We start from the raw sequence: 13,803 nt of genomic DNA, 5'->3' as shown, positions 1-13,803 counted from the left end.
TTAGACTTTAGACTTCAGAATAAGTTTGTTTTAGCACTGCTGCAATAGAACCTAATCGCTGGTAAATCTCAATCAGTTCATGAGATTTTGTTTTCCCGTCTGCTAGCAGTGTTTTTAGCAGTTTCAAATAATTAATGTCTGGATCATCTTTGAGGGCAAATTCTGCGGCTTGCAAAACCTTTGTTGCATTCAGAAAAATATCTTCGTTACTAAATCCTGCTTTAGCTGAGAGTTGATGCAAAGCTGCATCAGGTACAGTTGCTCTACCGGGTAAAGTTTCGTCTAATATCAGACCTTTTAATAATGCCAACAATGCGGCATAAATAGAAAAATCATCACAACTATCAAAGGCTTTAAATTCAATCCGCCCAACTTCAGCAGGGATACGTGCTACTTTCGTCAAAGAAGGGACACTGGCAATTAATTGTTCTGCTTTTTCCACAAAAACGATCGCTGCTGGCCTTTTACCAGTTCTCACAAATGTCCTTACCGAAAGTCCTGGCCATAAACCACCATCATAAAAAGGAGAACTATAACTAAAAGGAACAATATAAGGACTGTAATAAGTTAACTTCCTACCAATGTCAATCAAACGTTCTGTAGATAAATTTGCCACGGAAATATTTAAGTCTGGCCCATAAGTCACCATATAAATGTTGGCAGTTTGTTCGTCAGGATAACCCTGTAGATAACGGATTTCATAATCGTTTAATGGTGGTTGCGGCTCAAAAACTCGATTATCAGGATTAAAACTAATCAAGACTGGTGAAAAACCAAATTTAGCCGCAACTTCACGGAGTAATTGAAAACTTGCTGATAATTCAGTTAGCGCACCTTGAATATCAGAATGTATTGTTGTTCTAATTTCTATACCTTTAGGCAAACAGTCGATAACTTCATCGGAATCTGCAAACCTTTCAAAGCCTTCAATGTACCACCTTTTTTGTTTAATACCAGCATCACCGACGCGTAGTTGAGGATAGTCGCTGGGGTATGTAGGTAACTTTTCAATAATCTGATTGAAATCAGCAAATTTCGTGCGGGAAAAATCAGCAAACTTTCCTTCCTGGTTGAGGAAAGCAACTTCATGCTCAATACCAAAGAAAAACATTATTGATGCTTTAATTACTTAGGGTTTTTTAGTAGGAGTAGCTAGAGGAGTAGTATCAATTTTATTGGCGATGTTCTGAATCTTAGAAGTAGTATCGATGAAAAAGGCACTGCGATCGTTACCTGTCAAATCGCAGTTTTCAATCGTACCTCCACCCTGATCATGCACATACACAGCATTGTATTTATTTTTATTAATATTACACTGCCGGATAATAGGGTTACTACTCTCCCTAATTTCTACTCCTGATAAAGCATTACTAAAGATATTACAATTTTCTACTGTTCCCTGAGCCTTCTTTTGAATCAACAACCCGCCCTCTTTTCCGTCGTGAATTTGACAACGTTGAATGAGGGGGTTGCTACCTTCTCTAATCTCTATTCCCGAATAGGTATTGTTGTAAATATCACAATCTTTCACTATTCCTTGACTGTTCTGGACAACAGCAAGACCGGCCTGTTTGCCATCATAGATTTTACATCGTTCAATAGTGGGTTTGCTGTTATCCCTGATTTCTACATTCACTAAAGCATTCCCAAAAATGTCACAATCTTCAGCTGTTCCTTGAGCATTTACATGAAAAACAAGACCTCCATCTTTGCCATCGTGAATTTTGCAGTTTTTGAGCATGACATTGCTACTACCCTTGATTTCGACATTCACTAAAGTATTTCCATAGACATCACATTCTTCTAATGTGGCTTGGGCATTGTCGTATATATAAATACCACCTGTTTTTCCGTCATGGACTTGGCATTGTTGGATGATCGGGTTGGCTGAAGTACCGTGAACGGCTACACAAGCCAGTGAATCAGAAGTGATATCGCAATCTGCTAAAACTGGACGCCCTTGTAAAATATCTACAGCAAAGAATTTTTTGTTCTTCTGTCCTGCTAGACCACGCAGGGTTAAACCTCTAATCTCGGCATTGTCTGTTTGCAGCACAATGCAATTTGAGTCTGTACTCTGAATGACAATTTGTGCCTTTGGCCCATCACCAATTAGCTTGAGTGACTTGTTGACAATTAGACTTTCTTGGTAAATACCTGGACGCACTAGAATACGTGCATTTAGTTGAGCATTTTTAATCGCCTCACTAATAGTTTTATAGTCACCTGAGCCGCTACTGGATACAACTACAGTCGATTTAGATTTGGGAATAAGTGTATATAAAATTACTGGGACAGCCAGTCCTAAACCACCAAAGCCTAATAATTTGGCAAATCGTCGCCTTGTCAAGTCCGGTGGTGGTGGCGGTGGCGGTGGTGGCGGTGGTGGCGGTGGCGAACCTCTTTGAATATCTACCAACTGTTGCAAAATCGTCTGGGTGTTGGCTGGTCGCTGACTAGGTACACGCGCCATCATTTGGTCAATCAAATTTGCTAACTGGGGAGAAATATTGTTAGCATAATTCCGCCAATTTATTTCATCACTGTAAGAATTATAAATTGTGGAATCAGTCGGTTGTTTGCCTGTGAGTAGATAAACAAACGTGCGCGCTAAAGCAAAAAAATCTGACTGCGGGATCGCCTGACCGTTCATTTGTTCTGCTGGGGTGTAACCTGACGAAATAATTCCTGTGACTTGGCCTTGTGCTTGTGCTAACCAGTAGGTTTGTGTAACTTGCCGTGCTGTGCCAAAGTCAATCAGTGCTAGTTCGCCTGTAGCCCTGAGCATAATGTTAGGCGGCTTGATATCCCGATGGAAGAAGTTCTGACTGTGTACTTGTTGTAGAATTACGACTAATTCATGCAGCCATTGAATAGCCAAAGTTTGGTCGATGGGACGCAAATCGCGATTTTCCATCCATTTTTGTAAGTCCATCCCGACAATCTTTTCCATCACCAGACAATGGATGGGATTTTGGCTATTTCTGGGAAAATATGTAAAGTACCCGTCACGCTCTACTTTGGGAATGCCGGGATGGTGTAGCTGACTCAGTACTTCTGCTTCTTGCTGAAATAGCTCGACTGCTTTGAGCTGATTATTAATCAGGACTTTGAGAACTTTGGGCGTTTTATTTCGGACTTCTATAATCTCAAATGTCAAACCAAAGCCACCACCCCCTAACTGATGCATCACGCGGTAGCGCCCTTGCAGCAGCAATTCTGAACCACAACTTAGACAAAAGAGTTCATCATCACGATTTTGTGGGTTTGGACAGTGAGAATTGATGCAGAGGCTCATCGTGTCAGATGGTAACAGTTTTATCTCATAGTTTACCTTTATTCATGTGTTTCACAAGCTGAAATTATCACAATAGACGATATCTTGATGATCAGATGACTAATTTCTTGAATATTTTGCGTAGTCGAGAGAATGTTGGGTAACACATTGCCTCAACCCAACCTTGTATCTTAAAAGCATTGGTGAACCATCACACCCAAGCTCACCAAACATTGCTTTGTAGCCAGGGACACTACAACAATCTCCAAGACAGAACTCGAACAGTCGCCAGTATCAAAACTTTAAACACATTGTGTTTATGCAATATTAGTCATTTTAAATGCAATGGTTCGGGATAATTTACCTGAGAATGTCAATTACAACTTACAAACAGATGTCAGACCTTTAATTAAAATTGAGCATTTTTGCAGTATCGTGTGATCACTTTTTGTTTTATTTAAACAGATAAAATAAAAACAAAAGCGGTTATTTTAGCTATGAGATACAAAGTCAAGTTAAATAAGACAAGTGTAGGATATGCTATTTGGTGTCCTGCTTTACCAGGATGTTGGACTTTAGGAGAAACTGAAGAGGAGGCTTTAGAAAATATCAAAGATGCTATTAAAGATTATCTTGCAAGGATTGATAAAGTGAATGAAAATGCCGAATCTCGTTATGTAGAAGTACGATGAATTAGGTTAAAAGTAACGGAATTATTTCATGAATCCTTGAGCATAATTAAAGAATCTTTTAAAATCAGTTTAGTGTTGTCGCTAGATAAGCAAATATCTGTTACTTAAAGAGATTTCTTTAAAAATACTGTCAATTTCTCACACTTTCCTTCTTGTTGCCATTTTTGGTCAAAATTTGGTATATATTCTTCCAATAAATTATGAATTTCAGGAATGATAATTCCATTTTCTAGTATTTGATTTGTGGGATTAGAGTGATTTTTTAGCGTTAGAAAAATTTGCTTTATTTCCCTAAAAATATCTTTATTACTAGAAATATATTGTTCCCCATTTCACATGACATCTAACACTTATAGTGGTGTTATCCAATAGGTGATACCCCTAACAACTTTCTTTTTAAAACCAAACAAAGATAAATTATCTTTAGACAAACTTATATAAGTCCAATGCGGCAGATCATTTTCTACAGTTTGAAACCAACCATTTTGATTTAAAGCCTCTCTTTGTTTTTGATTTGTGATCCGTAAATCAATTGCTAACCCCCAAAGATGTTGAGATGTACCCGGTGGCGCAACTAGTCCCAGGATTTTTGTTTCCTTACCCTGGCGGACTTTTTCTAAAGTTTGATTATTAGCATATTTATGCCAAAATCTTAAATTAGTAGCAAAAGTCCGAGTGCAATCACCACTACCATAGCCAGATTTTAGAGGGATAATTGCTTGTATTTGCGCTTGATTAAAAGCTGCTGCTGCTGGCTGTTGTAAATAACAGTCATGAGTGTTATTTACTTTTGTCATTGCTAGAGTAGATTGAAACTCTTGGGTTTCTTGCTCGTTATCTAAAATTACTTTTGATGGTAGTTTAATCTCTGGTTCTTGCTTGACAAATACCGCACCATATGCACGGAGTAAAATATATTCAAAAGTACCAGGCTGGGGAATTATTGGTAAATTATGAGCGATCGCAGATAAAAAACGCTCTTGCTCATTTAATTGTGGGTTAGGAGTAAACAGTGTGCTAGGAGGTAATGTATTTGTGCATGATGATAAATCAAGACTTGGACAATTATTAAATTGTGTAATGTTTGTCAGTAGTTTTTGGTGAGTATTTCCATTACTAGCAACTAGGGTAAAACTTATAAAAAAAAGCATAGTGATAAAAACTGTTTTCCACAAAATTTGTTGCATATATTTAAGTCATTTAGGTGATTTTTTATATCGAAAATAATATATAACATCTAAAGTTAAACCCAAGTAAGTATATAACATTAAAAAGTTCCCCAAATTCTCCAAGAAGTTGGGAAAATTTAATAGTTTTGTTAACAACTTGTTGCATAACTAAATGCAACCATGAAACCACGGAATCAGTTAAAATTGAAAATAACTCTCAGCTTGCTGAACCTGTAAGTATGACCATGCACAATTCCATTGCCAAAACAGCTTTTGAGCAAGACGCTTTTGATGTCATTGTCGTCGGTGCAGGTCACTCCGGTTGCGAAGCAGCTCTTGCCACTGCCCGCCTCGGCTGTCGTACCCTGCTATTGACGCTCAATTTAGATAGAATTGCTTGGCAACCCTGTAACCCAGCCGTGGGTGGGCCTGCCAAATCTCAGTTAACCCATGAAGTAGATGCCCTAGGTGGGGAAATAGGTAAAATAGCAGACCGTACCTACCTACAGAAGCGCATACTTAATTCTTCACGAGGCCCAGCAGTTTGGGCATTGCGGGCGCAAACCGACAAGCGGGAATATGCAGCAGTGATGAAGGGGATTGTCGAGAACCAAGACAACTTGACAATCCGCGAAGGCATGGCTACAGATTTGGTGTTAGACGCTAACAATGAAGTTATCGGCGTTGAAACCTACTTTGGGATGGCGTTCCCGTGTAAAGCTGTCATCTTGACGACAGGCACTTTTTTGGGTGGAAAGATTTGGGTTGGTAACAAATCTATGCCCGCGGGACGGGCTGGAGAATTTGCGGCGGAAGGATTAACCCAAACCCTCCATCGCCTGGGGTTTGAAACTGGAAGATTGAAGACTGGTACCCCTGCACGAGTAGATAAGCGATCGGTTGACTACAGTAAAATGACCATTCAGCCGGGGGACGAAAAAGTTAGCTGGTTTAGCTTTGACCCCGAAGTGTGGGTAGAACGGGAACAAATGCCTTGTTACATTACCCGCACCACCGCTGAAACCCATCGCTTGATTCAAGAAAATTTACACCTATCCCCTGTTTATGGTGGTTGGGTAGAAGCTAAGGGGCCTCGTTATTGCCCCAGTATTGAAGATAAGATTGTGCGCTTTGCCGATAAGGAAAGCCACCAAATTTTTATCGAACCAGAAGGGAGAGATATACCGGAACTTTACATTCAAGGGTTTTCCACAGGTTTACCAGAAACTCTGCAACTGCAAATGCTGCGGAGTCTCCCTGGCTTGGAACAATGTGTGATGCTCCGCCCCGCTTATGCTGTGGAATATGATTATTTGCCTGCAACTCAGTGTTATCCCACACTGATGACTAAAAACATTGCGGGGCTATTTTGTGCTGGACAAATTAACGGCACAACAGGTTATGAAGAAGCCGCAGCGCAAGGACTGGTGGCGGGGATTAACGCGGCTCGTTTTGTTCGTGGTCAAGAAATGATTGTATTTCCCCGTGAGCAAAGTTACATTGGGACGCTGGTTGATGACTTGTGTACTAAGGATTTACGGGAACCTTACCGGATGCTCACCAGTAGGTCTGAGTATCGTTTAATCTTGCGTTCTGATAATGCCGATCAGCGGCTGACACCCTTGGGGCGAGAAATTGGCTTGATTGACGATCGCCGTTGGAATTTGTTTACCCGCAAACAAGAAAATATTACAGCCGAAAAAGAACGGCTGTACAGCACACGAGTCAAAGAACATGATCAAATAGGCATAGCGATCGCCTCTGATACCCAACAAGCCATCAAAGGCTCAATTACCCTAGCCGACTTGCTGCGGCGACCAGGATTTCATTACCCACATCTCGACAAACACGCCCTGGGGAACCCCGACCTAAACCGAGCCGAAAAGGAAGGCGCAGAAATAGACATCAAATATTCTGGCTATCTCGCCAGACAACAACATCAGATTGAGCAAATCGCCCGTCAAGCCCATCGCCAGCTACCAGCAGATTTGGACTATACAAAAATTGATACCCTTTCTAAAGAAGCACGGGAAAAGCTGAGTAAGGTAAAACCCCTTACCCTCGGTCAAGCTACACGGATTGGTGGGGTAAATCCAGCGGATATTAATGCTTTATTAATATATCTAGAATTACGTAGAACCAAGAGCCAGTCAGAGTTTACAGCATTAGCTTCAAAAAAACTTCATGAAGCTTGAGTATAGTATTAGGGAGGAGCTTGGTATGATAGATGACATGAATTCAGAACTGGCATCGTCAGCAGTCTCCAGACTCTCAGTCGAATTTAATACCACATAAACAGTCAACTTGTCTAGTGTAGATAAGTGATTGGATATTTCCCAAAAATCCTAACCCCTAGGCGATCAAGGCGGCGTTTCCCCGTCCTAGTAGCCACAACCTAAAAGCCTATGTTACAAGCAGCCAGCACGCATCTCTTTATTCCGGAACCATCAGAAGACTTGATCGCCAGTGAGCCTTGGTCGGTCGATATCTATGCTGATGGCTTGATGAATGAACTCTTTGCCGATATTGACCAGATTCTGGATGCAAACGGGAATTTTGCTTCCCAAACCGTGAATGTAAAATACGTTCCGTTGCAAACAGTGAAGGTGCCGCAGATTATTCTGCCAAACACGGCGAACCAACCCACAAAAGGAGTTCCTCACCTCAAGAACAAACCCTTGAGTAAAGTAGTGGTTGACACGGACAATGTGAAACCAGTTAGTAAAAAGCGTCAGCACACCAAGGTAGTTTGGGGTAGATTGCTAATTGTGGGGACAACCTTATGTGTGGCGATCGCTGGTGTGATTTACTTAGTACAATCTGAAGTCCTGAATCTTTTCAATTTCAGACTCACCCAGATGACTCTCCAAGTACCACAGCCACAGTTGCCAACCAAAGTAGATGTTGAGGCTGAATTGGTTGATTACATACTAGGAGCGCTAGCTGTCATTGACAAGCAAGAGGTGAGAAATAATCAAAGGTCTGCCAACCCTAGACTCGCCATTGGGGCGAATCCTAGCCCAACAGCACTAGCCTATGCTAGCAACCAAAGAACAGGCACTTTACCCCCACCACTAACCGCTAACAACATCCCCGCAGTCCCGCAACGCTCCTCAATTGTCGAGCGGATATACATCCCTGTATATCAAGCACCGTCACCAATGCGCTATACACCCCCGCTCCAACCGCTACCATCAGTGGGGATTACAGCATCTCGACCAGACGTTGTGAATAATGCTCTGAATACCCTGCCAAAACCAGCCAAGCCAGCTGGTTACAAAATCTTCGCGTCGGCCGTGCGTCCAGAACTCAAACCTGTGGGTGTAAGAACTGCACCAGTGGCTGTAGGACAATCAGCAAATCTTTTACCTGCATTACCAATTGTGCCATTCCGGGCTGCACCTCCAAAACTACCCGCAGCCAAAGCACCAACGCCCACAACTACTATTCAGCAACATGCATCTTTGCCCGGATTATCCGCAGCTGCTCCTACCCACACATTAGAAGGATTATTAGAGTTGGGAGACAAATCTGCAGCTTTATTTAAAAGCGACGGCGTGACACACCGCATTGACATCGGTGAAAGCATCGGTGCTAGCGGTTGGACATTAGTAGATGTTAGCAAAGGTGAGGCGATCGTCCGTCGTAATGGTGAAGTGCGATCGATTTTCACAGGACAAAAGCTGTAAAACTTCTTATACAGCACTTACCCAACTTGCACATATATCTTCTGTTATTGGAGTCAAAAATATAGATTTTTTTGACTCTTGACAATTTACTTAAAAAGGTTGTAGTCACTGCTTTAGTAACTCCGGAAGAGTTAAAGCACTGACTACAACCTGTCATTAGTTTGGCCGATCAATTCCTTTTACCTTAACAATCTCTAAATCAAAGTTTGCGCCGTCTACATAACGAGTTTTTACCTTCACTTTATCAAAGCCGTCAAGAGCGTAATAGACATCAGCTGTGGCGTCTTCACCAATTGCCAGAGCCACTCCTATACCCTTTAGCTTAGAAACACCGTTCTTCTTAGTCCTGAGATTAACGTCTGTATCAGTGAGAGCAAGAGAATTAGCACCTCCAGCAGATGCATAAGCTCCGATATAAGCACTAGCAGCACCTAAAATCAACTCGTTTTCTGAAACATTCTCGAAATAGGTCAAATCATTAATTAGCATCATCAGCTTTCCTTTCCAACTAAATTAATTTGGGATTTAAGCTTGTATGTACCACAGTTTTTTGCTGTCACCAACAACAATTTCGTTGAGTAAAATAGGATCGTAATTCTTCTATTACCATACAGGATTAGGATTTGATTTCTGAAATACACGTAGGGTGGGCATTGCCCACCAAAACCATGATAAGGTGGGCGATGCACACCCTACAGATACGGAGATTTTTTCAATGATCAAACCGGATTCCTATAGATAATTTCTTGACAATTTCCTAACCAGTATAAGAACTAGAACTGGATGAAGAACTACTAGAGCTATTAACAGAAGACACGTTCACTGAAACACTTTGACTAATTTTAGTTGCACCCTCATCAGATGTTTCAACTATACTTTTAGCTTCTGCAAAAATCTCGCCTGATGGCGAGATTATCCGTTTAATTACAACTGTGCGCTGACTCATTTTCAAGAGTTTTGGTAAAAGATGGTTTGTTACTTTAAGGTAATACCAGAAGAGTTGCTATTCGTTGAAAAGGCTGTTGCCGATTTATTTCCAAATAACACAACAGCACGAGATTTACCATCCTTACTTATCACTTCATATCCGGATATACCAGTTGTGGCATTTTTTAATTCGTTAATAACCACTTCTTTATCAGAGTGGACTTCTTGTTTACCATAGCCTTCTAAAGCTGGCAAGCGTAAGTCTATTGGCTGGGAGAATAGATTACGTAATAGTAGATATTCAGGAGTACCTAATCCACCTGCCACTTCAAAGTCTTGCTCTGTTACTACTTGACAAAAACTCAAATCTGATATTTGTAACTTATTGGTTATGTTCTGCATATATACACCTCTTGCAATTTTAAGAAGGAAATTAACAAACATTGGCTTTAATGAGGATACTTGAAATGTAAAAATGTCATTAACAGGGCAGCAAAGCATAAAGTTGTATAGCGTAGGATAGCTAAGTTTGGACATAAATGCTTTACCATGACCTTGCTTTGCTAAATATGACAAATTAGATGCTTTGCAAATATCCTCTATAGCTGATTATCAACTAGCTAGAATGTTTCGAGATCCGCCAATAAATAAATTAGTTAATGAGTTTTGGCTAAGGAAAAATAGCCCATAAGAATGTTGAGTGATTTTATCAATTGCTAATTGAAAACCAAATAGAAGTACTATCACTTGAAGAACGAGCAATTTGGTTTCCAGTCCTTCCGTATGCTGTTGCTTGTGCATTGGAAGTGCTTGAAATAATGTTACCGTAGTCTTGAACTGTTGTATTGGTTTGAGCATTAGTGTAAGTAGTCTGGCCATTAGCACCTGCTCCTGCACCAGCTACAGCATATCCAGGTCCGGCAGATGTTATAGCCACTGTACTAGCATAGACACGACCACCGATCACACCACTGCTTTCATTAATGTAGTTAAAATCGATTAAGTCTGAGATTATTAAATTGCTCCTCATTTTTACCTTGAATCACATAGATTATTGGTTACAGAAACTGATAATAATCAGTTTTTCAACGGCTCACAACTAAATACTTGCTTGTACGCCGTATATAGTTCGTTGAAAGCTTTTAGTTTTAATAAAGCTTTCAACGGAACTCATGAGAGTATTCTCTACTTGTAATACAAAAGTCTTGGAGTTTAGTTGAGATTAGTCAGAAATAGAGTTAGGTGAAGTATAAAATCGACATCTAAACTCCAATTTACTCCTAGTCTACTGCTGCAAAAGATGCTGAAGATGAATCAGATGACCAACCAGTTGCCTTTGTGTAAGTCACGGTTTTGCTAAAGCTATTGTTACCGTAAGCTTTGGAATCTGCAAAAGCTACAGCGGCATTGTCATCTAAGTCGATATCACTGTAGATATCCAACTTTATTCTGTCATTTTCATAGTAGGTGTAGCCTTTTTTGCCGCCACCAACAACCTCAGCAGAATCAACAACTTCTAAAATGCTCAAATCTGAAATAATCATTGGGTTTTCTCCTTATTTTTATTCATCAACTCTGTTTGAGTTGTTGATATCAATATATCTGGGTAAATTAATGTTGTATCGCCAATTTGGCTCGTAATAAAATTTTTATAGCCAATGTGTCCTGAAAAGTTTTTCTTGATTTTACTAGCGAATTAAGCACAGATTATTTAACCTAAAATAGGACTCAGGTTTATTTTTAACTCTGAGTCCTATTTTAGGATTCATACTTGAATGTTCAAATGTACATAAGGTGGGCAATGCCCAACGCCACTCCTCTCAACACGGGAAACTCCTCCGGACTCGGCAGTCCACCTAGTGCTTCGGACGCACGTGTGGCTGCGCTCACCGCGCACGAGGGTGGCTCCCCTACACATACTTAGATTTTTGTAAAAATCAAATCGGATTCCTATAATAGAATATTGTTTGGCAAGTAGTAATAAATTAGTCTTTTACTACGCCAAATAAATCAAATATAATTATTCAACCAATCATGGAAAATATGATAGGAAGGTTAAATTTTTGAATAAACTACCAGAAACATTAAATGATGATTCTGGCTGCCAATTCCTCATCTTAGTTATTTCTCTCTTAGAGAGTTTAACTAAACTTACGACAGATGAGTAGCCACATTGGCTGGAAAATCAATCAATGTCTGTCGATAAGCATCAGGTAAACCCGTATCAAAACACTTGCCTTTAACTACATATCCTGTCATGCCCTCTGCTTGACGCAATCTATCAAGACAGGATGTTAACTGAAATTCTCCCCGTTCACGAAAGTCTTGATTAATGTGTTCTGCCAAAAAATCGAAAATTTTTGGCACAAGTATATATAAACCAAATACACATAAAAACTCATCTTCTGCCATACCGGCTACACGCAGATGCTGGCGTGCATATTCCACAGTTGGCTTTTCGGAGACTTGTGTCACCGCAAGCAGCAAATTTAACTCTTGCCAAACCCCCGTGACACACCCAGCCTTGTGAATGATTGTGGCTGGCATTGTAGTCAAACCTATAACGCTTTGATTAACTTGTTCGTAAATATCTACAACTTGACGGGCACAGGATTTTTCCGTGTCAGAGGCGTAAACATGATCGCCTAGCATCAGCAAAAATGGTTCATTGTTTACCCAGTCTTTGGCGCAAAATACGGCGTGTCCGTAGCCTTCTGCTGCGTCTTGCGTTAATATCGTTACCCTACTGCCCAAATCTTGAAGATATTGGCTGTATTCTTGATTCTGTGGGGAAAGTTTCTGGAATAGTTCTGGTTTGGGTGGTTTTTTAAACAAATCTGTAAATATTTCTTCGTCTTCCGGCTGCGCCACGATCGCTACTTCTGCAATTCCCGCACTAATCGCCTCTTCTGCGATCGCCAGAATTACGGGTTTTGCTCTACCATCTCGATCAATAATCGGGAAAAGCTCTTTTTTGACAACTTTGGTGGCGGGAAATAACCGAGTACCAAAACCAGCCGCCGGAATCACAGCTTTTCTAACTTGATTTTTTTGCATAAATCGTCAATTTTTTGATGAGTAATACGTGTAGCTTCCTTTCAACGAAGGATTGTGGCGACGATAACTTCCCCTTTAATCACTGTGTTGACTAAACAGATAAAAGTGTCTCAGAACAAGAATTTTAATAGATTTCAATGCAAATAGCGCTGTGACACGTTTAGTAGTCAGTGATTGATTCCAGTTAAGATTCTCTAGCTGTCCACGCCAAAGCTTTATCTCACATACTCTTGAGAGATTTTCGGCTGTTATTACTCAATATCCAGCAGGGAACCAATGCTACCACGTTCCGCGTATTGGTCAACTACCCTATTTGTCATGTTGTGCGATCGCCAACATAAAAATTTTAACATTTTATACAAAAGTCCCAAATTCAGTACAGACTTGCTTTGTCTTGATAGACACCATCGATCATGAGTCCTTTTTAACTAGTGTCAGTTAAGAAAGTGTCACTCACCACATTCCCGGTTTTATTCCAGAAGAGATATTCTTAGTTAGTGCAAGGAGTGATACCACTTCACCAGATGTTTGTTACAAGTTATCCTCGCAATGCTCCTCCTTCAGGGGTTGTTGCGGATTTCAAATGTTGCATCAAACAAGTGGGTTGGTATACAGTTATACGGGGAAGCACTTGGGTGAGCAAAACCTCAAGTGCTTTTTCGTGTATAAATAAAAATAATGCTGTGTAAGTAATAATTATTAGAGTTTTTAAAAGCACACGTGAACAAGGAGAAGTGTAACAGTGGTTACACACCTATCTCTCGTAAATCTTCAATGCAATTGAAAACCCCAATCTAACAGTTATTACGGAGATCCAATTTTTGATTTAGTAATGCCGTCAGGCTGAAGTCTGAAGTCTGAAAAACTCCAAACTAAGAGTGGGTGGAGTTTTTGGGTATGAGGCATTATTCATTGGTGTCAACTTAACGTGAAACCCTTGTAAAGACGTGATATTAACTCCACTTATTTACCATCACTCTTCGCATCACCCC

11 protein-coding genes are annotated in these 13,803 nt (G+C 40.4%); 3 read left to right on the top strand and 8 right to left on the bottom strand.

The features are described from left to right. Window positions 1-7: 7 nt before the first annotated feature. Entirely contained in the window at window positions 8-1,111 is a 1,104-nt protein-coding gene (locus tag CAL7507_RS28475; RefSeq protein WP_015131952.1) for a hypothetical protein, read from the bottom strand. A gap of 18 nt (window positions 1,112-1,129) precedes the next feature. Beyond that, window positions 1,130-3,298: a pectinesterase family protein gene (locus tag CAL7507_RS28470; RefSeq protein WP_015131951.1), complete on the bottom strand. Its 2,169-nt coding sequence runs from the start codon at window positions 3,296-3,298 to the stop codon at window positions 1,130-1,132. A gap of 476 nt (window positions 3,299-3,774) precedes the next feature. Here CAL7507_RS28470 and CAL7507_RS28465 point away from each other — a divergent pair, with 476 nt between their 5' ends. Next, window positions 3,775-3,969 (top strand): type II toxin-antitoxin system HicB family antitoxin, encoded by a 195-nt coding sequence (locus CAL7507_RS28465; protein WP_015131950.1) that lies wholly within the window; start codon window positions 3,775-3,777, stop codon window positions 3,967-3,969. Between the two features lie 350 nt (window positions 3,970-4,319). On the opposite strand, the gene CAL7507_RS28460 is transcribed toward CAL7507_RS28465, so the two are convergent. After that, window positions 4,320-5,156: a D-alanyl-D-alanine carboxypeptidase family protein gene (locus tag CAL7507_RS28460; RefSeq protein ID WP_015131949.1), complete on the bottom strand. Its 837-nt coding sequence runs from the start codon at window positions 5,154-5,156 to the stop codon at window positions 4,320-4,322. Window positions 5,157-5,377: 221 nt separating this feature from the next. Between CAL7507_RS28460 and mnmG the strand changes: the two genes are divergently transcribed. Beyond that, entirely contained in the window at window positions 5,378-7,333 is a 1,956-nt protein-coding gene (gene mnmG / locus CAL7507_RS28455) for a tRNA uridine-5-carboxymethylaminomethyl(34) synthesis enzyme MnmG (RefSeq protein WP_015131948.1), read from the top strand. Window positions 7,334-7,543: 210 nt separating this feature from the next. Then, on the top strand, window positions 7,544-8,827 hold the full coding sequence (locus CAL7507_RS28450) for a hypothetical protein (RefSeq protein WP_015131947.1): 1,284 nt from the start codon (window positions 7,544-7,546) through the stop codon (window positions 8,825-8,827). 156 nt (window positions 8,828-8,983) lie between these two features. On the opposite strand, the gene CAL7507_RS28445 is transcribed toward CAL7507_RS28450, so the two are convergent. From CAL7507_RS28445 to CAL7507_RS28420, 5 genes are all read right to left on the bottom strand, one after another. Next, window positions 8,984-9,319: a hypothetical protein gene (locus CAL7507_RS28445; protein WP_015131946.1), complete on the bottom strand. Its 336-nt coding sequence runs from the start codon at window positions 9,317-9,319 to the stop codon at window positions 8,984-8,986. Between the two features lie 483 nt (window positions 9,320-9,802). Beyond that, entirely contained in the window at window positions 9,803-10,156 is a 354-nt protein-coding gene (locus tag CAL7507_RS28435; protein WP_015131944.1) for a hypothetical protein, read from the bottom strand. Between the two features lie 307 nt (window positions 10,157-10,463). Beyond that, window positions 10,464-10,721 carry a TonB-dependent receptor gene (locus CAL7507_RS28430; RefSeq protein ID WP_201447865.1) on the bottom strand — a complete coding sequence of 86 codons (258 nt, stop codon included), beginning with the start codon at window positions 10,719-10,721 and terminating at the stop codon, window positions 10,464-10,466. A 313-nt stretch (window positions 10,722-11,034) separates the two neighbouring features. Next, window positions 11,035-11,298, bottom strand: coding sequence for a hypothetical protein (locus CAL7507_RS28425; RefSeq protein WP_015131942.1), 264 nt, complete (start codon window positions 11,296-11,298; stop codon window positions 11,035-11,037). 607 nt (window positions 11,299-11,905) lie between these two features. Continuing rightward, window positions 11,906-12,811 (bottom strand): UTP--glucose-1-phosphate uridylyltransferase, encoded by a 906-nt coding sequence (locus CAL7507_RS28420; RefSeq protein ID WP_015131941.1) that lies wholly within the window; start codon window positions 12,809-12,811, stop codon window positions 11,906-11,908. Window positions 12,812-13,803 lie beyond the last annotated feature (992 nt).

Origin of the sequence: Calothrix sp. PCC 7507, from assembly GCF_000316575.1 — a bacterium.
Taxonomy (GTDB): domain Bacteria; phylum Cyanobacteriota; class Cyanobacteriia; order Cyanobacteriales; family Nostocaceae; genus Fortiea.
The sequence above is the reverse complement of the archived record's forward strand: the minus strand, read 5'-3'. Positions and strand labels throughout refer to the sequence as shown.